The sequence below is a fragment of the Kitasatospora sp. NPDC059599 genome, assembly GCF_042735125.1.
GTDB lineage: Bacteria > Actinomycetota > Actinomycetes > Streptomycetales > Streptomycetaceae > Kitasatospora.
Map to the genome: position 1 here is coordinate 9,245 of NZ_JBHWCL010000074.1, position 22,213 is coordinate 31,457.

Here is a 22,213-nt window from a genome sequence, read left to right on the forward strand (position 1 = left end):
GCACACCAACCAAACCACCCCCGGCCGGCCGGGGCCCCCCCCCACCAACCGCGGGCCCCCCCCCCCCGCGCGCGGGGAGGCCACCGTCGAGCCGTACCGGCGGTTCCGGGCCCGGACCGGCGCCGGGCCCGGAACGGATCGGACCCGGACCGGAGCCGGAACGGTCCCGAGCGGACCCGGATCAGACCCGGTCGGCCGCGATCAGCACGTACTGGAACGAGCCGTCCTTGTAGGACTCGATGAACGCCTCCTCGATGCCGGTGACCAGCGAGGTGGTGTTCCGCAGCTCCCAGTACGGCAGGGTGTCCGGGGTCAGGTCGATGACGGCCTGGGGCACCAGGCGGTTGTCGGCCATCGCCCGCAGGTACTCGCGGCGGGAGTGGATGTTGCACTCGAAGTGGGCGTTGATCTGCGAGACCCACTTCGACGGCTGGCCGTAGCGCGGGTTCCAGCAGCCGGTGATGGTCACGTAGCGGCCGCCGACGCTGAGCACCCGGGAGTGCTCGGCCATCAGGTCGTGCAGATCGACGTACATGCTGGACTCGTTGTTCCAGGAGCCCGCGACCGTCCCGGTCTCGACGGGCATCGCCAGCATGTTGGCGACGCGGGACCGGACGAAGTCGCCGATGCCGAGCTCGGCCGCGCGCTTGTTGCCGAAGTCGGCCTGCTGGGTGGAGAGGGTCAGGCCCTCGACCCGGCAGCCGAAGCGCTGGTGGGCCATCACCATCGAACCGCCCCGGCCGCAGCCGGCGTCGACCAGGGTGCCGTCGGCCGGGATGTCACCGAGGTGGTCGAGCAGCACGTCGGCCTGGGCGGACTCCAGGCGGTGCAGCTCGGCGATCACCTTCTTCTCCCGCTCGCTGTCGGCCGGGTCGCCGATCGCGGCGCGGTCGATCTCGCCGATGCCGTAGTGGTGGTGGTAGAGGCCGTCGACGTCGCCCAGACGAAGGTTCACCGGGCGAGCCTCGTGGTCCCAGTAGCGTGCGATGTCGCCCTGGTACGGAGTCGCGGGGCCCGGGATGGTGCCGGAGGTGGTGAGGTCGTCGGTCAGGGACATGGGTCAACTCCAGGGTTCTCACGGATGGTCAACGGGTAACGGGTGGTGCCGGCGGGGCGGTCACCAGAAGTCGGGCAGGGTGTACCGGTAGGTGTTGGTCCGGTGCCAGTAGTGGTTGCCGTCGACCCACGCGGCCACGCCGCGCAGGAACCGTACGAGTGTCGGCACCGGGCAGGCGACGGCCAGCGCGGCCGCCTCGGCCTCGAAGGCGCGCATCAGGTCGTTGTGGACCTCGACGGCCTTCAGGTAGCCCTCCTTGCGCGGGACGCCCTCGCGTTCGGAGATCACCACGGGCAGGTTCAGGTGCAGTCCGGGGCTGGACAGCTCCTTGGTGTACGAGTACAGGTCGTTGACGATCGTGGTGGCGTTGCCGGCCAGCGCGATCACCCGTTGCATGGCGGGCAGCGCGTGCAGGTCGGCGGGCAGCTCGTAGCCGCCCACGGTGTCCGTGATCGTCGGGCAGGGGCGGAAGTTGTTGAACTGGCGCATGGCCAGGTACTCCCACACCTCCGGGACGTGGTCGGTCTCGTCCCAGGCGGCCTCGGCCAGGTACCCCAGGTGCAGCCGCGCCATGTCGTGCCGGAAGCGGTCCGACTGGGAGGGCGTGGAGGCGTGCGTGAAGTACTGCATCGCCGAGTGGTACGCCCGGCGGGGCGGGTCCTCGGACAGCGACGCCTCCCAGGCCGGGTGGTACTCCGGCGTGGTGTGCAGGGGGTCGAGCGCGGTGTGCGCGAGCAGCAGGCGGCTGCCCAGGCCGACCGGCGATCCGCCGAGGTCCTCGCAGTAGCAGTCGTCCACCGCGTTCTCGGCCACCATCAGGCGGGCCGCGAGCATCAGGTGGTCGACGCTGGGCGCGTCGGGGTGGCAGGCCACCATGTAGCGCCCGGTGGAGAACCCGTCGAAGTCCTTCTCCCACTCCGGCGGGTAGAGCTCGATCTCGTCGATCGCCCAGGCCTTGATCTTCAGGCTGAGCGCCTCCACCCGGGCCGGGTCGGGCTCGGCGATCGGGTGGTGGTAGAGACCGGGGATCGGGTCGCCGGTCCTGGGCTTGCCGCCGCTCGGTGCCTCGGCGGCCGCAGCCGCCCCGGGGACGGCCGGACCGGACAGCCCGGGCAGCGCGGGAACGTGCAGGGCGGGGACCCGCAGGGCCGGACCGGGCAGGTCGGGGGCGTCGGGCACCCGGACGTCGGGCACCACCGCCTCGGACACCGGGGCCTCGGACACCGGGGCCTCCGCAGTCGAGACCTCGGGGACCGGCAGCTCGGGCGCCGCGACCTCGGGCGCCGCGACCTCCGGTGTCACGGCCTGCAGCGTCGGGGGCTCCGGCGTCACGGCCTCCGGCACCGTAGCCTCCGGACTCAACTGCAGCCCGGCGGTGCCCAGTCCGGTAGGTCCGCGCAGGATCCGATCGATCGCCGGGGAGCTCATGAGCCCACCGCCGGGGTGGCGGGCCCGGGTGGTGAGTCCGGTCTGACACGCAGGGGCATGAAGCCTCCTCTGGGAAGGATCGCACGATATGACGGACCGTCATACGGCCCGCCGTGAAGGGAACTCCGGGCCGTGGGACTCCGGGCGCCGGGGCCCGTCCGACTCGGTTCCCCACCGTAGGCGCGCAGGTGCGTTCCGGAACGCACCGGACGATCTTCTACACCCGATAGGGTGAACGTTCGTGCTGCCGGCGTTTGAGGACGCCCCTGTCATGCATCGGTCCGCCCCGCGCCCCGGCGCCCCGGCGCCCCGGAACCGGACCGTCGGGCCCGACCCGCCCGCGCACCGCGTCAACCCGGCGCCACCGTCGTGTCCCGCTCGCGTCGGGCACACCTCGCCCTTCCGACGGCGGCCGTTCGACGGCGAATGACCCGCCGGCGCCGCCCGGATGGATCTTCCCCGGGCGACCGGTGCGCGGCCGACCGCGTAAGGGGAAGAACAATGGGCACGGCGCCGTGGAGGATCGGGGCCAGGAAGGAAGACCAGCGCATGGAGAGCCAGGCCCACAGCCGTACCGCACTCGTCGAGGGGCTCATGGAGCGCTATCCCGACGTGCCCCGGGAGGCGGTGATCAAGGAGGACCTGCTGCGCGGCGGCATGGCCTTCGACGAGTCCGCGCTCAGCGGCAGCGCGGGCGCCGACGGGGGCGGTGAGGTCAAGCCCAAGTCGTACTTCATCTTCTCCTTCGACCACCGCACCCTGCCCGAACTGGGTGCCGCCGCGCTCAACCGGCCGCCGGAGGAGGTCGTGCTGACCGGCGGGCCGTACGGGCTGCGCCGCACGGTGGTGTCGGTGCGGGTCAACCCGGACTCGCCGTACCGGGTCGGTGCCGGCGAGGACGGGACGCTCGGCCTCTACCTGGACGGTTCGCGGATCGCCGACGTCGGCCTGCCGCCGATGCCCGACTACTACCGGCACACGCTCGCCAACGGGAAGTCCGTGATGGAGGTCGCCCCGACCATCCAGTGGGGTTACCTGATCTACCTCACGGTGTTCCGGGTCTGCCAGTACTTCGGCGCCAAGGAGGAGTGCCAGTACTGCGACATCAACCACAACTGGCGCCAGCACAAGGCCGCCGGCCGCCCGTACACCGGGGTCAAGCCGGTCGAGGAGGTGCTGGAGGCGCTGGCGCTGATCGACCGGTACGACACCGCCCGCACCTCCCGGGCGTACACCCTCACCGGCGGGGCGATCACCTCCCAGGTCGGCGGCCGGGACGAGGCCGACTTCTACGGCCGGTACGCCAAGGCCATCGAGGAACGCTTCCCGGGGCGGTGGATCGGCAAGGTCGTGGCGCAGGCGCTGCCGCGCGAGGACGTCCAGCGCTTCCACGACTACGGCGTGCGGATCTACCACCCCAACTTCGAGGTGTGGGACAAGCGGCTCTTCGAGCTCTACTGCCCGGGCAAGGAGCGCTACGTCGGCCGCGACGAGTGGCACCGCCGGATCCTCGACTCCACCGAGGTGTTCGGCCCGGAGAACGTGATCCCCAACTTCGTCGCGGGCGTGGAGATGGCCGAACCCTTCGGCTTCACCACCGTGGACGAGGCGATCGCCTCCACCGAGGAGGGCCTGCGCTACTTCATGTCCCACGGCGTGGTCCCGCGCTTCACCACCTGGTGCCCCGAGCCCACCACCCCGCTCGGCAAGGCCAACCCGCAGGGCGCGCCGCTGGAGTACCACATCCGGTTGCTGCAGACCTACCGCGCGACCCTGGAGGAGTTCGGCCTCTCCTCCCCGCCCGGCTACGGACCGGCCGGTCCGGGCAAGGCGGTCTTCTCCGTCAGCTCCTTCATGGACTCGCTGCCCGGCTGAGCCCGCCCGCGTGAGCCCGGGCGGGCGAGTCCGGGCGCCCGCCCCGACGGCGCCGCCCCTCGCGGTGGCGCCGCCGGGCTCCCCGTCGGGTCAGCGGCCGAGCGCCTGCGCGGCCGGCCCGGCGCCCTCGATCCGCTCGACCGATCCGGACGTCAACTCCCGCTCTGCGGGCGGACGGTGAGGATCTGCTCGGCGCGGCCCAGCGGGCCCAGTTCGTCGTGCAGGACGGTACTGGTGACGCCGTGGCCGGCCGGGCCGAAGCTGACGGTGGTGTCCAGGCCGGTCCAGCGGCCCTCGGGGCGGCGGAAGAAGTGGATCGTCAGATCGGTGTTGGGGAACATCCACTCGGTCGGATCCTGCCGGGCGGCGATGCCGTTGGCGGTGTCCACCAGGGCGACGAAGGAGGCGTGCGGGCTGCCGGCCTCCCCGGCGACCAGCTCGACCGGGGTGGAGATCCAGGCGGCGGCGCGGCCCGGGGCGGTGGCCCGGTGGCGGACGTCGATCGAGGAGATGTAGCCGCCGCCCCACATCCCGCTCATCGCCCAGGGCTCGAACTCCTCGGGCGCGGGCAGCCGCTCCTCGTGCGTCCCGGCGACGGCCGTGGTGTCGAGTTCGGCGAGGAACCACGCGCGGGCCCGGACGACGGCGCGCTCCCCGATCACCACGGTGGCCTCGACCAGCTCGATGGTGCGACCGGGCCGCACGGTCTCCACCGTGACCTCGACCTCGTCGAGGGCGATCAGGCCGAGTATGTCGAAGCTGATCCGGGCCAGCGCGAGGCCGTTGCCGGGGCGGTCCGCCCGGTACCGGTCGATCGCGTGGACGATCAGGCCGCCGAGCGGGCTGAAGTGCTGCTCGTCGGGGTGCCAGGCGCCCTGGGCCTGGGCGGTGGGCTTGTAGCGGTTCTCGCCGGTGCGCTGGTAGTAGCTGTCGGGCGCGGTGGTGGGGGTGGACACGTGCGCTTCTCCTCGGGCCGATCGCTGGACACCGGGCGGGCGCCGTCGGGGTACGACGGCGCCTGACCTCGGCGTTCAGGATCGTAAGGGGCCGAACCGCCTCCGGGGCGTGACGGTGACGCATCCCACACCACGTCCACTGACGCACCCCCGGACGGTGCCCGCGCCCGGCGGCCCGGTCCCGTACCGGCGGTGCGTCAGTGCGCGGCGAGCGGGTAGTGGTCGGAGAGGTCGGTGTAGGTGTAGCTCTTGCCCCAGCTGCTCACCGTCCAGGGCGCGCTGTGCACCCGGACGACCTGGTTGGTGTACTGCTGCGGGCGGGCGTGGTCGGCCCGGTAGAGGACGTAGTCGAGGTCCTCCTTCGGCTCGCCCGGGTAGCGGTAGGCGGCGACGGAGTTGTCGGCGGTGTCGAAGGAGTACGGCCAGCCGGTGCGGGCGGAGGCCGGCGCGAGGTTGCCGTTGGTCAGCAGGGCCTGGTACTCGGAGCCGTGGGAGTCGATGTTGAGGTCGCCCGCGAGGACGACCGGCTCGTCGGCCGGGATCCGCTTGGCGTCGATGAAGGTGCGCATCGCGGTGAGCTGCCTGGCCCGGATGTCCGCCGCCTGGCCGCTGGAGCAGCCCGAGTCGGTGGACTGCAGGTGGGTGCCGATCACGTGGGTGCGGCGGCCGTCGACGTCCAGGACGGCGTAGGCGAAGCCCTTGTTGGAAAACCAGTCGGAGCCGCAGGCGTCCTTGTAGACGTACTGCTCCTTGTGCAGGATCGGCCACTTGCTGAGCAGCGTGACGCCGCCGTCCTCGGGGGTGGTGGAGCTGTAGCTGCCGGAGGTCGCGTCCCAACCGCCGGTGGAGCGCCCGACCACGGGCGTGTGGTACGGGTACGCGGCCGAGGCCCTGGCGGTCAGCGCGTCGGAGGCCGCGTTGTCGAAGGCCTCCTCCAGCACGATCACGTCGTGGCCCTGGAAGAAGTCCGCCGAGGCGATCGCCTGCGCCCGGTACTGCTGGCCCCAGTTGGGGTAGAGCGAGGTGCTCATCAGGAACACGTTGTAGGTGAGCACGTCGAGCGGGGGCGCGGTCACGGGCGCGCCCTCGGCCGAGGCGGGGGCCGCGCCGAGTGCGGCGATCACGGTGGCGGCGGCGCCGGCGGCGAGGGCACGGCGGACGGACGGCAGCGGCATCTGGGCTCCGTGGGGCGTGTCGTGGACCCGTCGGGTGGCGGGATGTCGTGTATCCAACGTGCCCGTCGGCACGGCCCGCAAGACGTCGGACGAGCGCCTGGTGAACTCGTCGGTAACTCCTGTACGAACGGTCTGACGGAGGCTCACCGGGTGCGGCGGTCCGGTACCCGCCCTTCCGGGCGGCCGGGGCTGCGGTCACACTGGCGCAGGCACGGGAACGGGCGCGCCCGGCCGCCCGCCCGGCGGCAGGCAGGCAGGCAGGCAGCACGGAACCGGGCACCGCACCAGGCACGACCGAACGGGGGCTCCATGGCAGGCAGGAAGAAGAAGCAGAAGCGACCGCTCGCCCCGGGGGTGGTCCCGCCGCCCAAGCGGGTCCGCCGGCGCCCGTCGCCGGAACTGTCACCCCGGGCCGTCCGCCGCACGGCGTGGCTGGTGGGATTCACCCCGGTGCCGGTGATCGGCCTGCTGGCGATCGCCACCGACCCGGACTACCAGGTCCTCTGCACGATCCCCGCGTTCCTGGTGTTCACCGCCGGTGTCATCGGGCTGGGATTCATCCGGGCGCGCGGCTGGGTGATCTGGCCGGCCGTCCTGCTCGGTGTGCTGCTGATGGTGCTTCCGACGGCGAGCATCCGCGCGCAGATCACTGCCCACCGCGGGGTGGAGACCGCGGTCGTGGTCACCGGCGCCCACAGCTCCAAGGACCGCAGCGGGCGGGTGAGCTGGGTCTGCGACATCCGCCGCGCCGACGGGCAGCCGCTGCCGCACGGCACGGTCGGCGGCTTCGGCTGCTCGGGCAGGTCCGACGTCGGCACCACCATGAACGTGCTGGTCGACCCGCAGGGCTGGGCCCCGCCGGCCCCGTTGGACGACGACCTCGCCTTCCGCGGCAGCGGCGTCTGGGTCAGCGCCGCGGCCGCCGTCCTGTGGAGCCTGCTCACCCTGGTCGCGGCGCGCCGCACCCTCCGGGAGCCGACGGCGGGGGCCGGTCAGAACAGCGACAGGTGGCGGGCGAGGACGTCCTGACGGCCACCGTCCAGGGCGCCGAACACCAGGGTGGTGCCGAACGCGTCCACGGCGGGTGCGGAGGACGGGCCGGCCGCGGTGCCGACGCGCTCCACCCGGCCGGTCCACAGGTCGCGGCGGAAGACGTCCGCGACGCCGTTGGTGTCGCCGGGCACCAGGGTGCCGACGTCCGAGGCGAAGTAGACCCAGCGGTCGTCGGCCGTCATGACGGCCGGCTGGGTGCCGTCGGCGGCCACCTCGGTGACCGTGCCCGCGCGCAGGTCCCGGGCGTAGAGGGCGACCCGGGTGACGCCCTGGTCCGGCTGGAACACCCGGAACAGCGCGAACCGCCCGTCGGGGCTCAGCCGGGCCTGGCGCACCGCGTCACGCAGGGTGCCGCCCGCGTCGATGCTCGCGCCCTGGATCCGGCCGGTGCGCGCGTCGTACGCGTAGAGCGGGAAGAGCTGCCGGGACGGCGCGGGCTTCGCCGGAGCGGGCACGGGCGCGGCCTGCACCGGGGACGACGCGGGCGCCGCCAGGTTGGCCGCCTTCGAGCGGAAGGCGACGGTCAGGCCGTCGGCGCTGAGGGACGGCTCGACCGAGCTGCCGTCGGCGGGGGCGCCGTCGTGGCCGGTGGTGACCAGCCGGGTGCTGCCGGTCCACCGGTCGGTGAGGTAGATGTTCGCCGTGCCGGGGCCGACCCCGGGGGCGAGGTCGGCGCGGTCCGAGGAGTAGGCGACGTAGCGGCCGTCGGCGCTGATCACCGGCCCGAGCGAGTTGCCGACGCCGCTGCCGGCGGTGAGCCGCTCGGTGCGGCCGGTGCTGCGGTCGCGGACGTAGACGTCGGTGCGGCCGCTGCCGGGCTGCCCCGGGACGGCGTTCCGGGCGTCGCTGCTGAAGGCGACGTACCGCCCGTCGGCACTGATCGCGGCCTGGACGGTCGAACCGTCCAGCTGCGCCCCGTCGTCGGCGAGGCTGACCCGCTCGGTGCGCCGGGTCCACAGGTCGCGGACGAAGACGTCGTACAGGCGGTTGGTGTCGCCGGGCACCAGGTTCGAGGCCAGCGAGGTGAAGAGGGCGTAGCGGCCGTCGGCGCTCAGTCCGAGGGGCTCGGACCAGTCGTCGGCGGGCGTGCCGTCCGGCGCGAGGTTCACCCGAACGGTGTCGTCCCGCACGGGGGCGGGCTGCGCCTGCGCGGCCGGCGCCGCGGTGCCCGCCAGCAGCGTGGCCGCCAGGACGCAGACCGCCCGTACCGTCGTGGTCTTCATGACGTTTCCTCCCCTTCGACCGGGCCGCCCCGCCTCCCGCCCCCGCGCGGCCGCTCCGGGCCGAGCCAACCCTCCGGCGGACCGGCGGTCAACGGGGCCGCCGTTGTGAGGGACACGATTCCGCCAACTCTCCGACACGCCGCCCACGCACCCGGCGCCCGCGCACCCGGCCGGGTGGCTGGGTGGGCGGCGCAGGCCTGTCGGGTGGCTGGGCGGCGCAGGCCTGTCGGGTGCGGCGGCGGATGCGGGGGCGGGGCCGGGAGCCACGGGCGGCACCCGGTCCGTGCGGGGCTACCTCGTCGTGGGGCCGGTCCAGCCGGTGGGCACGTGGCCGAGCCGGACCCGTTGCGGGTGCCGGCCGACCGCGACCGAGGCGGTCCTGAGCCCGGTCGCGAAGTCGATCGCGGTGACCCGGTCGGCGCCGCTCTCCGAGATCAGGCAGGACCTGCCGTCGCCGCTCACCGTCGCCCAGTACGGCTTGGACGCGGGCACCAGCGGCCCCTCCTGGAGGGTGGCGCGGTCGACCACCGTCGCGTAGTCGTCCACCGTGCCGGCGACGCAGATCCGGTCGCCCGACGGGCTCATCGACAGGCCGTGGTGGCGGGAGTCGTTGGGCCAGGTGGTGCGGTCCGTGCCGGCGGCCGGGCCGACGGGCAGGGTCTTCACCCGGGTGATCCGGTCGGCCGCCACGTCGTACTCCAGGAAGCCGTTGAAGAACGACACCTGGAAGTAGAGCCGGGTCCCGTCCGGGGAGAAGACGGCGGGCCGGACGGCGTTGGACAGGCCGCCGAGGCCGGCGTCGTCGAGGCGCTTGCGCATGTCGATCACGCGGACCGGGGCCAGGGTGGCCGCGTCGACGACGGTGATGTGCCGGTCGCCCTTCGTCCAGTCCAGCCACGGCGCGTCCAGGGCGGTCTCGACGTTGCCGATGGACATGTTCCACAGCTGCCGGCCGCCGTCGGTGAAGATGTTCTCGTGCGGCTTGTCCCCGGTGTGGAACGAGCCGAGCTCGGCGCCGGTGCGGACGTCCAGCAGGTGGACCGTGTTCGCGGTGGAGGCGGAGACCGCCACCCGGGTGCCGTCCGGCGAGAGCGCCATGTGGTCGGCGCGGTAACCCGCCACCGGGAAGCGCCAGTTGATCCGGCCGGTGGCGAGGTCCAGGGAGACCACATCGGCGAAGCTGGGCCGGGAGACGACCACGGCGGTGCCGTCCGGCGTGCTGTACATGTCGTCGACGAACTGGTCGTGGCCCTCGCCGGGGCCGAGCCGCACCCCGAGGAAGAAGGCCAGCTTCACGGGGTCGAGGTAGATCTCGGCGAGCCGCTGGTCCTTGTCGGGGATGACGTCGATCCGCCCGACCTTGGTGAGGGCGCCGGAGGACTCGATCACGTCGGCGGTGCCGTCCCAGTTGTTGCCGACGAACATCACCTCCCGCAGGGCCGGTGCGGCGGCGGCGCTGGTTCCGGTGGCGGCGGCCGGGGCGAGCAGGCCGAGGGCCGCCACGAGCGTGCAGAGGGGGCGGGCGCCGAACCGGCGCCGGGGACCTGTCCTGGGCATCGTCGCTCCTTCGCGGGGTGGCACGACGTCTTGTGAGACGGTCTGTCAGCTTTGCCACTCGACGGTAGGGAGGGCCGGGCCGCCTGACAAGACGTCGGCAGCGGTTCGTTCCGTCCGGCACCGCGGGCCCACCCCGCAGGCCCGACCCGTAGGCTCGCCCGCATGACGGAGAAGATCGAGCGGCTCGTCGACGGACTGGCCGGCCGGGAGTTCGTGGGGGACGTCTGCCGGCTCCTCGACGAGCACCTCGGGCGCGGGGACACCCGCTACCTGGCCGACGTCGCGGCCGCGCTGCACGCCCGCTACGGGTCGGGCGAGGAGGGCGCCGAGCACCGGTACCTGTTCGACCGGATCCTCTGGGACCTCGTCACCACGCCCGGGCGGGAGAACGTGGCGCACGCGGTGCGGCTCGGCCTCGCCGACGGCCCGCGCACCGGACGGTCGGTCCGCCGGGCGGCCGCCGTACTGGCCGCCCACCAGAGCACCGCGGACCTGGCGGTGCTGTACGCGCCCGGCCGGGCGCACGACGACGCCCCGGACGAGCTGCGGGCCTGCCTGGTCCAGGAGTCGGCGCTCCGGGGCGCACCGATCGCCGAGCTGCCCGAGGCGGTGGCCTGGGCGGAGTCCTCGCCCTCCTGGGCCGGGCACCCGCTCGCCCTGCTGCCCTGGTCGCTGATGCCGTTGGAGGGCGAGCCGAGGCTGCCCCGGTACTCCCGCGGCGGCGCCGCGTACGGCGTCCGGTACGGGCTGCCGGACGGCAGGCCGCTGCCGGTCGGCCACGCGGCACCGGCCCCGGCGCCGGCGGTGCACCGGGGGCCCGACGAGCCGGCCCTCACCGCGGCGGTGGAGCGCTGGGCGGGGCGGTCCTACGGGCGGGTGGAGTCGGCCGTCTTCCTCCTCGGCGAGCCGCTCACCGGGCGGCCGGCGGTCCACCCGCTGCTGGCCGCGCTGCCGCTGGACTGCCTGGTGGACGTGCCGGCCGCACCGGACCGGCTGACGGTCGTCCCGGGCTCGGCGGCGGAGGCCTGGTCCCGCCTCTTCGGTGCGGCGTCCCTCGGCGGCGGCCGCAGCGACGGGTGGTGGTACGGCGCCTACGGCCGGCTGGCCGCCTGGCGCTCGCTGACGGCCCTGGTCGGCGCCCCCGAGGGAACCCCGGTCCCCGAGGTGGCGGAGCGGGCCCGCGGGTGCGACTGGTACGCCTTCGAGGCTTCCGGCGACTGGTTCAACCAGGACGGCATGGACTTCGCCCTGCTGACGGTCACCCGCGACCGCCGCCGTCTGGCCGTCCTGGCCGCCACCGACTACGACGGGGGCTGACCGGCGCGATGCGGGACCGGCGGAGCGTCCGACCGCCGGGGCGGGTGGTGTCGCAGGCGACGCCCCACCCCCCTTCTCCACCCCGCGAACCCAGGCGTAGTGTGCGCCGTGTGAACGAACTGATCTTCCGGGGGAAAGACCTGTTCCGGCCCTCGTGGTCGAATCTCGCACCCCTGCTCGCCGTGCTCACCCTCCAACTCGTCTTCGGCGGGATGAAGTTGGGCGCCCTTTCCACGCTCTGGCTGGTCCTCGGGACGCTCGTGCTCGGAGGTGCGGGCTTCGCGGTGGGCTGGCGGTCCTGGAGCCGGGTCGGCGCCGACGGCGTCACCGTCTGCTGGGGCATCGGGCGCGGCCGCACCTACCCGTGGCAGGACATCCGCTGGGTCGACGTGCGGGAGACCAAGGGCAACGGCATGACGTCGCACGCCGCACGGATCTTCCTGACCGACGGGCGGCGCCGCTCGCTGCCGGGACTCCAGACCAGCGCGATCTACCCGGCGGCCGATTTCGGGGTGAACTTCCAGCAGGTGGTGAACTGGTGGGAGTACAGCACCCACGCGACGCAGCGCATCCGCCCGGAGAAGCAGTTCCGGGACCGGTTGACGCCCACCGTGGTGGGTCTGCTCCTCGGGCTCGTCATCGTCGCCGTCTCCTTCGTCGTCATCGTCGTCCTGCAGCAGCCGTAGCCGGCGAAGCCGATCGGCCCCGGTTCCCTCGCGGGAGCCGGGGCCGACACGTGTTCAGGCCGCCTTCAGGCCGCCCGGGGCGGGGTCACCGCTGCGCGGGGTGGCCCGGCTGGCCGCCGTACGGCGCCTGCGGCGGGTACGGCTGACCCTGCTGCGGCGGGTACGGCTGCTGGGGCGGGTACGGCTGGGCCGGCGGCGCCGGGTAGGCCTGCTGCTGCGGGTACGGCTGTGCCGGGTAGGGCTGTTGCGGCGGGTAGGGCTGGCCCTGCTGCGGCGGGTACGGCTGCGCCGGCGGCGCCGGGTAGGCCTGCTGCTGCGGGAACGGCTGGCCCTGCTGACCCGGGTACGGCATGCCCTTGGGCGCGAGCTCGAACGGCTGCGAGGACGGGTCGATCGACCCGGGCGGGAAGGCGGTGCTCAGCTGGTCCAGTTCGGCGCGCCAGTAGCGGTGGATGTTCAGGCGGGTCGGCTTGGCGGCGTTGGGCAGCTGCAGGTACATCGAGCTCCAGATCGAGGCCCGCTTGACCCGGCTGACCGGGAGGGCGTGCCGCGGGAAGACCGCGACGACCTCGCCGGGGCGGTTGGTCCAGCGGCTGGCCGTGTTGACCACGATCGAGCTGTTGGTGAGCGTCAGGAAGTAGAACTGGCGGGTCAGTGCGACGATCAGGCCGAGCAGCGGCACCTCGTCGAACACCGCGTTGAGCCACGGGCTGGGGCCGGTCTCCACGTGCACGCACGCGATGAAGGTCTCCCCCGGCGGTGCCACCTGCGAGAGCTTCTCGATGACCTGGGCCTTCTGCTTCGCCCGGCGTATTGCCATGCTTTCGGTACCTCTTACCCCGTCGTGTCCGCCGACCTTGCCCGGCGGGAAATCGGCTGAGGCTAACAGGTGGTGATCGGGCCCTGAACACCCTTTCCCGGCAAAGGTTCTGCCATCGTTCGGCATGGTCGACGGGCCTCCGCGGCCCCGCTCCCGCCTTCGCCGAGCCGGGCACGTAGCAGGCCGTCACGGCTGTTCTCCGCCGGATCGGTTAAAGCCTGTGCCAAATAATCGTGTGACGGCTTGCCGATAGTGTGATCGGATGTGTGAACGCTGTGGCGCTGCACGCCACAGGGGAGGGAGGCTCCGGTCCACCGACCGGGCCCAGTCACACAGGAGTTGCACCATCAACACCGCCATCCGCAAGGCCGCCCGCGGTGCGATGCCCGTCGCCGTCACCGCATCCGTCCTCGCCACCGGCCTCGCCGCCTGCGGCACCGTCGAGCAGCTCTCCGCCGCCCAGAAGGTGTCCAAGGCCTTCGACAAGGTCGGTGACGGGAAGTCGGCCGGCTTCGCGCTCTCCATCGACGCCACCCCGGAGCAGATCGTCGCCTTCGCCAAGGCCACCGCGGACAAGGGCGACGGCGGCGTGGACGAGAAGAGCGCCAAGGCGATGTCCGGGCTCACCCTCGCCGTCGCGGTCTCCGCGGACAAGCCGCTCAAGGAGCTGGAGGCCTTCAAGGAGGCCAAGGGCTCGACCGCGAACAAGGACCTGACGCTCGACAAGTCGGTGCGCCTCTCCTACGTGCTCTCCGACCACAGCGGTGCCGCGCTGCTGGAGTACCGCCAGGTCGACGCCAAGGGCTACCTGCACGTCGACGCCAAGGGCCTGGTCAAGCTGATCGGCGAGGACCCGTCCGAGGTGGACGCCGTCAGCAAGGACCTGCCCGCGGACCTGGGCGCGGTCAAGGACGCGCTGGCCGGCACGTGGGTCTCGCTCGACCTCCAGGAGCTCGCCGACGAGGCGAAGAAGAACGACGGCGGGAAGGCCGCCCCGAGCGCCGCGCCCACCGCCGACCCGGAGGCCGCCAGGCAGCTCCTCAACTCGCTCAAGGACGTGATCGGCCGCACCGTCACGTACGAGGACAAGGGCAAGAAGGACGGCGCCGAGCACATCTGGGTGAGCGCCCCGGCCCGTCAGCTGGTGGACGAGCTGTTCAAGGCCGTCAAGCCGGTCGCGGACAAGTTCCCGCAGCAGTTCAAGAAGTTCCCGACCCAGGCGCCGAGCGACGTCCCGGACCGCAAGGTCGGCGTCGACCTCTACCTGAAGAACGGCGCCTTCTCCTCGGCCACCTTCGACCTCGCCCAGCTGGCGAGCAAGGCCGGGCCGGGCGTCAACTTCCCGGTGAAGCTCGCCTTCAACCAGTCGGCCCCGGACGTCCAGGCCCCGGCCGGCGCGGTGAAGCTCACCAGCGCCGACCTCATGAAGGCGGTGCTCGGCCTCGCCGCCGGCCCCGGTGGCGGCCTCGACCCCGCGGACGGCCCGGCCACCGCCGCGGCCCCGCTCACCGACGCCCAGCTCAAGGAGCTCGCCAAGCTCGGCGTCCCGGAGTCCCAGGCCCGCGCGTTCAACGCGCTCGGCATGAGCTTCGAGGACATCAAGGAGCTGTCGCAGCCGAGCTGACGCCGCACCGCTCCACCGCTCCACTGCTCCACCACGACCGACCGGCCGGCCGCGACAATGCGGCCGGCCGGTCGCGTTCCGTTTCTACGCCACCCGCCCGGAACGACGGGCCGGCACCTCGACCCGCCCCGAGCGCAGATGGCCACGGCGACCGTCCGCGAACACCAGCCGCAGGCTCCGGTCCTCCGGCACGGCCTCGACGACGGCGCTCTCGACCGCGGCGTAGGACGACTCGCGGTAGACCCACACCTGGTCCCCGACGTGGAACTCCGCCGTCTCCGAGACGATCACCGCGCTCACCTTCCTCCCGAACTCCCACCCATCCATACGGCGCGCGGCGGCCGATGACTCAGGTGTGAACGGTTCCGGCGGGCCTGGTCGGGCGGGCGGGGCCTGGTCGGGCGGGCGGGGCCTGGTCAGGCGGCCGGGCGGGGCCTGGTCGGGCGGGCCCGGCTCAGGCGTGGGCGGCGACGCACTCCGGGTGGCCCCAGCTGCTGCCGACCTTGGTGATCTTGTCGCCCTTGGCGTACGGACGGCTGCACGGGCAGGTCCCCGGGTAGCGGGCGGCGAGGGTGCGGGAGGTGCCCGAGGAGCCGCGCTTCGCGGCGGTGCCGCCGGTGCCGCCGGACGTGCCGCCGCCGGCCGCGGCGCGGGTGCCGCCCCGGGTGGTGCGGGGCTTGACGGCGGCGGCCGGGTCCGGCTCGGGGAGGTCGGCGGCGGTGCCGGCGGCGTCCTGCTGGGTGCGGGCGGCGTCGCTGGCGGCCTTGTCGGCGATGGCGTTCAACGGGTCGCCGTCCACCTGGTGGGCCGGGACGTAGACGAAGGTGACGTCCCGGCCCTCCAGCAGCGCGTCGATCGACTGGATCAGCTCCTGGTTGGCGACCGGCTTGCCGGCCGCCGTCTTCCAGCCGTTGCGCTTCCAGCCCTTCAGCCACTTGGTCACCGAGTCGCGGGTGTAGGTGCTGTCCAGCCGCACCTCCAGCGGAGCGGCCGGGTCGGTCGCCGCCAGCAGCCGCTGCAGCGCCGTCAGTTCGCCCACGTTGTTGGTGCTGCGCCCGAGCGCCCCGGCCTCCCAGCGCTGGGGCGCCCCGGCGGCGTCCGCCACCACGTACGCCCAGCCCGCCGGGCCCGGGTTGCCCTTGGCTGCTCCGTCACACGCTGCAATGACTCGTTCGACCATGCTCCGATCATGCCCGGTCGGACGGCCCGGAGCCAAAGCCGCTCACTCCCGCAGCAGTGGCAGCAGCAGCGCCGCCGACCAGCTGAAGTTGGTCGCGTTGCGCCCCTCCCCGGTCAGCGGGTCGTAGTTCTCCCGCAGCGGACCGTCACCGGCGAGCCCGGCGGCGGTGGCCAGCAGCCGCTCGACCGTACGGCGGGCGTCCCCGTCCCAGCCGTACCGGCGCAGGCCCTCGACCGCGAAGTAGGTCTGGTCGAGCCAGGCGAGCCCGCGCCAGTACCCGGCCGGGTCGAAGGCCGCCGAGCTGCGGGCGACCGTCGGGAAGGGCAGCGGCGTGCCGAATTCCGCCGGGTCGAGCAGCAGCCGCCGCACCGCACGGGCCTGGGCGGCAGTGGCGCTGCCGGACCAGAGCGGGAGCACGCCCTCGATGCCCCGGCCGCGGTCGGTGAGCCGGGCGCCGGTGGCCAGGTCGGTGTCGTGGAACCAGCCGCCGACCGGGTCGTACATGGTGTCGCGCACGGCGGCGTCGATTCGCCCGGCCCGGGCGCGCAGCCGCTCGGCGCCGGCCCGGTCGCCCAGTTCGGCGGCGATCGCGGCCAGGTGGCGGTGGTCGGCGGCCAGGTGGGCGTTGAGGTCGACCGAGCGCTGGGTGAGCGACCAGCCGAGCAGCGTCCCGGCCGCGTCCCGGTTGGGCACCACGGTGGCGGCGTCGAAGCGCGGGGCGTTGTCCATGCCGGACTCCCAGGCGGCCGCCTGCCGGCAGTCCTCGGGGGTGGCGTTGGCCGGGTCGACGGTCGCGCCGTACTCGCACAGGCCCTCGCCGTGGTGGTCCCGGGTGCGGTACCACCAGTCCTGGTAGGCGGTCAGCCGGGGCAGCATCTCGCGCAGGAAGGCGCGGTCGCCGCTGCGCCGGTAGACCTCCCACACCGCCCAGGCGGCCAGCGGGGGCTTGGAGTTGCGCTCGTTCCAGTTGCCGCCGCCGGTGCCCGGGTCGTTGTAGAAGACGCAGTCCGGGACCATCCCGGCGTCCTGCGGGCGGTCGGCGGACCCGGGCGGGACCTGGTGGTCGAACACCGACCGGATCTGGTCGGCGGCCAGGCCGGGCGCGAAGACGGCGGTGCCGACGGCCTGCTTCCAGGTGTCCCAGGCCCAGACCCCGCTGAACCACTTGTAGGACAGCGTGGGCGTGACGGCGTCGTGCCGGATCCGGCCGGCGGGGCTGCGCCAGTTGGTGACCAGCGTCTGCACGCATTTCACGGCGGTGCGGCGGCGGGCGGCGGGGACGCCCTCGGTGGCGCGGGCGACGTACCCGGCCCAGCGGGCGGCACCGGCCGCGGCGACCCGCTCGGGGGCGCGCAGCGCGGCGTCGGCCTCGGCCGCCGTCCGGTCGTGCTCGGCGTCGGTGAAGGTGTAGCTCTCGGTCCAGTCCAGGGTGCGGGAGCGCCCGGGCGCCAGCCGTACCGGGTCGGCGAGGTCGGTGCGGTGGCCGTCGCCGTTCACGGTGACCCGGACCGGCTGGGCGTGGCGGACGACGAAGCGCTCGGTGCCGTCGGTCAGGTAGTCCCAGGTCTGCCGGACGCGCGCGAAGCGGACCTCCGCGCCGCGCCCGCCCGCCACCAGCTGCGGCGCGTTGCGCTGCGGGCCGGTGGCGGGCCGCAGCAGGGTGCCGGTCCAGGCGGCGCGCAGGGTGCGGGCGGCGGCCCCGCCGTTGGTGAGGCGGGCGCGGATCAGGGCGGTGCGGTTGCCCGCGAAGCGCAGCTCCAGGGTGAGGGTGAGGCCGTCGCCGAGGTCGTGGGAGAGGCGGAGCAGGCCGGGCAGCGAGGTGCCGCGCGGCGGGCCGCCGGCGGTGAGGTCGAGTGCGCGGCCCTGTTCGGTGAGGTGGAGGCGGGTGAGGCCGTCGCTGAGCCACCAGGGGTACTCCTGGGCGACGTACAGCGGGCCGGTGAAGCCGCCGGGCGGGTCGGTGGGGCGGGGCAGGGCGTAGGCGTGCCAGGCACCGAGGTCGGCGAAGACGGTGATCGGGTTGGTGCCGTCCGGGTCGCCCGGGTAGGCCTGGGTGGGGGTGCCGTGCAGGTCGAGGACGTCGGCGTAGCGGTCGTCGGGCCCGGCCGGGTGGGGCTCCGCGGGGTCGGCGGGGTCGTCGGGCGTGTCGGCCGCGGCCGGGACGACGGGTGGGACGAGGGTGCCGGCGGCGGCGAGGGCGGCGGAGCCGGCCAGGAGGCGGCGGCGGGTCAGCGGGTTCACGGGCGCTCCTCGGCGGCGGGGAGTCGGAGGACGGCGGCGCCGAGCGGCGCCAGGGTCACGGCGGCGGCGACGGCGGTGCCGGTGAGCAGGTCGGTGCCGGCGAGCAGGTCGGCGGCGGCGAGCAGGTCGGTGCCGGCGAGCAGGTCGGCGGCGGCGAGCAGGTCGGTGCCGGCGAGCAGGTCGGCGGCGGTGTTCCGGTCGGTAGGGGTGGACGGGCCGGGGCCGGTGGACGGGCCGGGGCCGGGCGCGGCGAGGGGTACCCGGCGTTCGACCGGGCCGTGGTTGAGCAGGAAGAGGTACCGGGTGCCGTCGGCGCCGTGGCGGCAGGTGGCTTCGACGTCCGGCGGCAGGCCCGGCAGTTCGGCGTGCACCCCGGCCTCGGCGAGCGGCAGGTCGAGCACCCGGCCGAGGTCGGCGCCGAGGTGGCAGCTGAGGTACCAGGCGCTGCCCGTGCCGTACCGATGGCGGGTGACGGCCGGGAGGCCGGCCAGATCGCCGGAGGTGTAGCGGGCGAGGGTCTCGGCGCCCTCGGTCTCGATCCACTCGCTCCAGTGCGCGGCGTGGAGTTCGGCGCCGCCGAGCGTCACGGTGGTGCGCGTCCCGTCCGGGATCGGCCAGTGCTCGTCGACGACGAGGCCGAGCAGGTCCCGCAGCGGGCCGGGGTGGCCGCCGGGGTGGATGTGGTCGTGCCGGTCGGCGATGCCGCTGAACGGGCCACAGACGAGGTGGCCGCCGGCCCGGACGTGGGCGGTGAGCCGGTCGGCGGTGGCGGTGTCGAGCAGGTAGAGGTTGGGGGCGAGCACCAGCGGGTAGCCGCCGAGGTCCGCGGTGGGCGGGACGAAGTCGACGGTGACGCCGCGGTCGTACAGGGCCGCGTACCAGGGTCGGAGCAGGTCGAGCCAGCGCATCCGGGCGGAGGGGTGGTCGTCCAGCTCCAGGGCCCACCAACTCTCCCAGTCGAGCAGCACGGCCGTGCGCCCGCGCAGCCGGCTGCCGGCGAGTTCGCCGAGCCGGCGCAGTTCGGCGCCGAAGCGAACGGTCTCCTGCCAGCCGCGCGAGGCGGTGCCCCGGTGCGGGAGCATGGCGCTGTGGAACTTCTCGGCGCCGGCGGAGGCGGCGCGCCACTGGAAGTGGAGGATGCCATCGGCGCCGCGGGCCAGGGCCTGCAGGGACCAGAGGCGGTAGAGGCCGGGGCGCTTGGGCAGGTTGACCGGCCGCCAGCTGACGGCGGAGGGGGCCTGTTCCATCAGCAGCCAGGGCCGGCCGCCCTTGAGGGAGCGCATCAGGTCGTAGTTCATGGCGGCGTTGACGTGGGCGCGGGGGTCGGCCGGGTCGGGGTAGGCGTCGTCGGCGACGAGGTCCTCGTGGCGGCTCCACTCCCAGTAGTCGAGGGCCTTGAGCATCGACATGAAGTTGGTGGTGACGGGCACGCCGGGCGAGACCTCGTCGAGGACGGCCTTCTCGGCGCGGTGCAGGGCGAGCAGCGCGTCCGAGCAGAACCGGCGCCAGTCCAGCAGCTGGGTCGGGTTGACCGGGCCGGGTGCGGTGCGCGGGGGCTCGATCTGCTCGAAGGAGCCGTAGTGCTGGGACCAGCAGGCGGTGCCCCAGGAGCGGTTCAACTCCTGGATCGTGCCGTGCCGTTCGCGCAGCCACTGGCGGAAGTGGGCGGCGGAGGCGGGGCAGAAGCACTCCTGGACGTGGTCGCCGTACTCGTTGTGGATGTGCCACAGGGCGAGGGCCGGGTGGTCGCGGTAGCGCTCGGCGAGCATCCGGGTGAGCCGGACGGCGGCGGCCCGGTAGGCGGTCGAGGAGGGGCAGTAGTGCTGGCGCGAGCCGAACTCCAGCCGGACGCCGTCGGCGGTGACCGGCAGCAGTTCGGGGTGGGCCCGGACCAGCCAGGCGGGCGGCGAGGCGGTGGCGGTGGCCAGGTCGACGGCGATGCCGTGCCGGTGGACGAGGTCGAGCAGGCGGTCCAGCCAGCCGAAGTCCCTGCGGTGGGCGTCGGGTTGGAGGCGGGCCCAGGAGAAGACGCCGACCGTGACCAGGTTGACCCCGGCTTCGGCCATGAGTTTCACGTCCTCGGCCCACACCTGTTCGGGCCACTGCTCGGGGTTCCAGTCCCCGCCGTACAGCAGGCCGGGCACCCGGGTGAGACGGTCCACGGTCATCCTTTCAGCGCTCCGCCCAGCAGGCCGGCCACGAACTGCCGCTGGAAGAGCAGGAAGAGCAGCATCAGCGGGAGGGTGGCCAGGAGGGAGCCGAGCATCAGGCCGGAGTGGTCGACGTGGGTCAGTCCGGTCAGGGTGTTGAGGGCGACCGGCACGGTGTACCGGTCCTGGGTGTCGAGCATCAGCAGCGGCCAGATGAAGCTGTTCCACTGCCCCATGAAGGTGAAGATCATCAGCGCGCCCAACTGCGGCCGCACGCACGGCAGGACGACCCGGTAGAAGGTGCGCAGTTCGCCGGAGCCGTCGATCCGGGCGGACTCCAGCAGTTCGTCGGGGAAGTCCAGGAAGCCCTGGCGCATCAGCAGGATGCCGAAGGAGTTCGCGAGGAAGGGCAGGACGACGGCCTGGTAGCTGTCGATCCAGCCGAGGTCGGCCATCATCTGGAACAGCGGGACGAGCAGCACCTGCAATGGGATCATCATGGTCGCCAGCACCAGGCCGAGGAGCAGGCCGCGGCCGCGGAAGCGGTACTTGGCGAGCCCGTAGCCGCACATCGCGGACAGCAGCGAGCTGAGCACGGTGTGGACGGCGGCGATGCCGAGGCTGTTGAGCATCACCCGGCCGAAGCCGACGCTCTGCTGGAGGCGGGCCAGGTTGCGCAGCAGTTCGCCGCCGGGCAGGAACGGCGGCGGGGAGTGGAAGAGTTCGGAGCTGCTGTGGGTTCCGGCGATCAGCATCCAGGCGAAGGGCAGCAGGCTGACGGCGGCGCCGAGGGCGAGGGCGCCGAGGACGGCGGCGCGGCCGAGGCGGGCGGGCAGCGGGATGGCCGGCCGCGGGCCGGCCGTCGGCCTCTCGTTCCGCTCCGGCGGTGCTGCCGTGGGTGGTTCTCCGTTCCGTTCCGGCGGCGTGGTCATCGGCGGCGTTCCCTTCCGTAGAGCCGGAACTGGAGCAGCGAGACGGCCGCGATGATCAGCACCACGGTCCAGGCGATGGCGGCCGCGTAGCCGAAGTCGAGCTGCTGGAAGCCGACCTTGTACAGGTAGACGACCGGGGTGAGGGTCGCGTCGCCGGGGCCGCCTCGGGTCAGCACGTAGTTCTCGTCGAAGAGTTGGAGGGTGCCGATGGTGGAGGTGACGACGCAGAACAGCACGACGGGCCGCAGTTGCGGCAGGATCACCCCGGTGTGGGTGCGCACGGTTCCGGCGCCGTCGAGGGCGGCGGCCTCGTACTGGTCGCGGCCGATCGCCTGCAGGCCGGCGAGCAGGATGACGGCGTTGTAGCCGGTCCAGCGCCAGGTGACCGAGCCGATCAGCGAGATCCTGGCCCAGGTCGGCGAGTTGAGCCAGTCGACCGGGCCGAGGCCGAGCGACTGGAGCAGTTGGTTGGCCAGGCCTCCGTCGGTGCGCAGCAGGACCTGGAAGACGACGGCGTAGGCGACCAGGGTGGTGATCGCGGGCAGGAAGAACACCGCCCGCCACCCGGCCCGGAACCGCAGCCAGGACTGGTTGAGCAGGACGGCGAGCACCAGGGCCAGTCCGATCATGACCGGGACCTGGACGGCGAGGATCAGGCCGGTGTTGGTCAGGGACTGCAGGAAGGCCGGGTCGTGCAGCATCCGACGGTACTGGTCCAGGCCGACCCAGACGTCGACGCCGTCGCGTCGGGCGGTGAAGCTCTGGTAGAGGCTGGCGCCGAGCGGGTAGGCGAAGAAGGCGGTGAAGAGCGCGGCGGTGGGCCCGGCGAACAGCCAGGCGGCCGCCCGGTGTGGGGGGCGCCGTCGGCGGGCGGTCGCGGTCGCGGGGGCGGCTGCGCGGTCCGGCTTGCGCAGGCGGACGGGGACGCTGCTGGTCATG

At 73.6% G+C, this 22,213-nt stretch carries 18 protein-coding genes; 5 read left to right on the forward strand and 13 right to left on the reverse strand.

What is annotated here, in order from left to right:
* Positions 1-181: 181 nt before the first annotated feature.
* Entirely contained in the window at positions 182-1,057 is an 876-nt protein-coding gene (locus tag ACFV04_RS24510) for a geranyl diphosphate 2-C-methyltransferase (RefSeq protein WP_360264181.1), read from the reverse strand.
* A gap of 60 nt (positions 1,058-1,117) precedes the next feature.
* A complete protein-coding gene (locus tag ACFV04_RS24515) occupies positions 1,118-2,401 on the reverse strand; it encodes a family 2 encapsulin nanocompartment cargo protein terpene cyclase (RefSeq protein WP_380532234.1) in 1,284 nt (427 codons plus the stop codon).
* 633 nt (positions 2,402-3,034) lie between these two features.
* Between ACFV04_RS24515 and ACFV04_RS24520 the strand changes: the two genes are divergently transcribed.
* The gene (locus tag ACFV04_RS24520) at positions 3,035-4,360 is read left to right on the forward strand and encodes a radical SAM protein (RefSeq protein WP_380532237.1); all 1,326 of its coding nucleotides are present in this window, start codon (positions 3,035-3,037) and stop codon (positions 4,358-4,360) included.
* Positions 4,361-4,512: 152 nt separating this feature from the next.
* On the opposite strand, the gene ACFV04_RS24525 is transcribed toward ACFV04_RS24520, so the two are convergent.
* Positions 4,513-5,316 carry a thioesterase family protein gene (locus ACFV04_RS24525; RefSeq protein ID WP_360264189.1) on the reverse strand — a complete coding sequence of 268 codons (804 nt, stop codon included), beginning with the start codon at positions 5,314-5,316 and terminating at the stop codon, positions 4,513-4,515.
* Positions 5,317-5,513: 197 nt separating this feature from the next.
* Positions 5,514-6,491, reverse strand: coding sequence for a sphingomyelin phosphodiesterase (gene sph / locus ACFV04_RS24530; RefSeq protein ID WP_380532240.1), 978 nt, complete (start codon positions 6,489-6,491; stop codon positions 5,514-5,516).
* A 309-nt stretch (positions 6,492-6,800) separates the two neighbouring features.
* Between sph and ACFV04_RS24535 the strand changes: the two genes are divergently transcribed.
* Positions 6,801-7,520, forward strand: coding sequence for a hypothetical protein (locus ACFV04_RS24535; RefSeq protein ID WP_380532243.1), 720 nt, complete (start codon positions 6,801-6,803; stop codon positions 7,518-7,520).
* Here the strand turns inward: ACFV04_RS24535 and ACFV04_RS24540 are convergent.
* Positions 7,484-8,767 carry a TolB family protein gene (locus tag ACFV04_RS24540; protein ID WP_380532246.1) on the reverse strand — a complete coding sequence of 428 codons (1,284 nt, stop codon included), beginning with the start codon at positions 8,765-8,767 and terminating at the stop codon, positions 7,484-7,486. The genes ACFV04_RS24535 and ACFV04_RS24540 overlap by 37 nt on opposite strands.
* Positions 8,768-9,058: 291 nt before the next feature.
* A complete protein-coding gene (locus ACFV04_RS24545; protein WP_380532249.1) occupies positions 9,059-10,324 on the reverse strand; it encodes a YncE family protein in 1,266 nt (421 codons plus the stop codon).
* Positions 10,325-10,486: 162 nt separating this feature from the next.
* On the opposite strand from ACFV04_RS24545, the gene ACFV04_RS24550 reads away from it, so the two are divergent.
* Positions 10,487-11,641 (forward strand): DUF6183 family protein, encoded by a 1,155-nt coding sequence (locus tag ACFV04_RS24550; RefSeq protein WP_380532252.1) that lies wholly within the window; start codon positions 10,487-10,489, stop codon positions 11,639-11,641.
* Positions 11,642-11,751: 110 nt separating this feature from the next.
* The gene (locus ACFV04_RS24555) at positions 11,752-12,327 is read left to right on the forward strand and encodes a PH domain-containing protein (protein WP_380532255.1); all 576 of its coding nucleotides are present in this window, start codon (positions 11,752-11,754) and stop codon (positions 12,325-12,327) included.
* An 85-nt stretch (positions 12,328-12,412) separates the two neighbouring features.
* Here the strand turns inward: ACFV04_RS24555 and ACFV04_RS24560 are convergent, their stop codons facing one another.
* On the reverse strand, positions 12,413-13,147 hold the full coding sequence (locus tag ACFV04_RS24560; RefSeq protein WP_380532258.1) for a hypothetical protein: 735 nt from the start codon (positions 13,145-13,147) through the stop codon (positions 12,413-12,415).
* A gap of 382 nt (positions 13,148-13,529) precedes the next feature.
* On the opposite strand from ACFV04_RS24560, the gene ACFV04_RS24565 reads away from it, so the two are divergent.
* Positions 13,530-14,771 (forward strand): hypothetical protein, encoded by a 1,242-nt coding sequence (locus ACFV04_RS24565; RefSeq protein ID WP_380532261.1) that lies wholly within the window; start codon positions 13,530-13,532, stop codon positions 14,769-14,771.
* A gap of 84 nt (positions 14,772-14,855) precedes the next feature.
* Here ACFV04_RS24565 and ACFV04_RS24570 read toward each other — a convergent pair whose 3' ends face one another.
* The 6 genes from ACFV04_RS24570 to ACFV04_RS24595 form a co-directional block, all read right to left on the reverse strand.
* The gene (locus ACFV04_RS24570; RefSeq protein WP_360264207.1) at positions 14,856-15,062 is read right to left on the reverse strand and encodes a hypothetical protein; all 207 of its coding nucleotides are present in this window, start codon (positions 15,060-15,062) and stop codon (positions 14,856-14,858) included.
* A 163-nt stretch (positions 15,063-15,225) separates the two neighbouring features.
* Positions 15,226-15,951: a ribonuclease H gene (locus ACFV04_RS24575; protein WP_380532264.1), complete on the reverse strand. Its 726-nt coding sequence runs from the start codon at positions 15,949-15,951 to the stop codon at positions 15,226-15,228.
* Between the two features lie 42 nt (positions 15,952-15,993).
* A complete protein-coding gene (locus tag ACFV04_RS24580; protein ID WP_380532267.1) occupies positions 15,994-18,192 on the reverse strand; it encodes a trehalase family glycosidase in 2,199 nt (732 codons plus the stop codon).
* Positions 18,189-20,360, reverse strand: a complete 2,172-nt coding sequence (locus ACFV04_RS24585; RefSeq protein WP_380532270.1) for a beta-galactosidase — start codon at positions 20,358-20,360, stop codon at positions 18,189-18,191. The genes ACFV04_RS24580 and ACFV04_RS24585 overlap by 4 nt, the downstream gene beginning before the upstream one ends.
* The gene (locus ACFV04_RS24590) at positions 20,357-21,274 is read right to left on the reverse strand and encodes a carbohydrate ABC transporter permease (protein WP_380532273.1); all 918 of its coding nucleotides are present in this window, start codon (positions 21,272-21,274) and stop codon (positions 20,357-20,359) included. The genes ACFV04_RS24585 and ACFV04_RS24590 overlap by 4 nt, the downstream gene beginning before the upstream one ends.
* Positions 21,271-22,212 (reverse strand): carbohydrate ABC transporter permease, encoded by a 942-nt coding sequence (locus ACFV04_RS24595; protein WP_380532276.1) that lies wholly within the window; start codon positions 22,210-22,212, stop codon positions 21,271-21,273. The genes ACFV04_RS24590 and ACFV04_RS24595 overlap by 4 nt, the downstream gene beginning before the upstream one ends.
* Between the last annotated feature and the right edge of the window lies 1 nt (position 22,213).

What these genes read in the sequence shown, in the direction of transcription:
- ACFV04_RS24510 (WP_360264181.1), bottom strand. Translation starts at nt 1,057, where the DNA reads ATGTCCCTGACCGACGACCTCACCACCTCCGGCACCATCCCGGGCCCC.
- ACFV04_RS24590 (WP_380532273.1), bottom strand. Translation starts at nt 21,274, where the DNA reads ATGACCACGCCGCCGGAACGGAACGGAGAACCACCCACGGCAGCACCG.
- sph (WP_380532240.1), bottom strand. Translation starts at nt 6,491, where the DNA reads ATGCCGCTGCCGTCCGTCCGCCGTGCCCTCGCCGCCGGCGCCGCCGCC.
- ACFV04_RS24560 (WP_380532258.1), bottom strand. Translation starts at nt 13,147, where the DNA reads ATGGCAATACGCCGGGCGAAGCAGAAGGCCCAGGTCATCGAGAAGCTC.
- ACFV04_RS24595 (WP_380532276.1), bottom strand. Translation starts at nt 22,212, where the DNA reads ATGACCAGCAGCGTCCCCGTCCGCCTGCGCAAGCCGGACCGCGCAGCC.
- ACFV04_RS24535 (WP_380532243.1), top strand. Translation starts at nt 6,801, where the DNA reads ATGGCAGGCAGGAAGAAGAAGCAGAAGCGACCGCTCGCCCCGGGGGTG.
- ACFV04_RS24585 (WP_380532270.1), bottom strand. Translation starts at nt 20,360, where the DNA reads ATGACCGTGGACCGTCTCACCCGGGTGCCCGGCCTGCTGTACGGCGGG.
- ACFV04_RS24575 (WP_380532264.1), bottom strand. Translation starts at nt 15,951, where the DNA reads ATGGTCGAACGAGTCATTGCAGCGTGTGACGGAGCAGCCAAGGGCAAC.
- ACFV04_RS24545 (WP_380532249.1), bottom strand. Translation starts at nt 10,324, where the DNA reads ATGCCCAGGACAGGTCCCCGGCGCCGGTTCGGCGCCCGCCCCCTCTGC.
- ACFV04_RS24540 (WP_380532246.1), bottom strand. Translation starts at nt 8,767, where the DNA reads ATGAAGACCACGACGGTACGGGCGGTCTGCGTCCTGGCGGCCACGCTG.
- ACFV04_RS24565 (WP_380532261.1), top strand. Translation starts at nt 13,530, where the DNA reads ATGCCCGTCGCCGTCACCGCATCCGTCCTCGCCACCGGCCTCGCCGCC.
- ACFV04_RS24550 (WP_380532252.1), top strand. Translation starts at nt 10,487, where the DNA reads ATGACGGAGAAGATCGAGCGGCTCGTCGACGGACTGGCCGGCCGGGAG.
- ACFV04_RS24520 (WP_380532237.1), top strand. Translation starts at nt 3,035, where the DNA reads ATGGAGAGCCAGGCCCACAGCCGTACCGCACTCGTCGAGGGGCTCATG.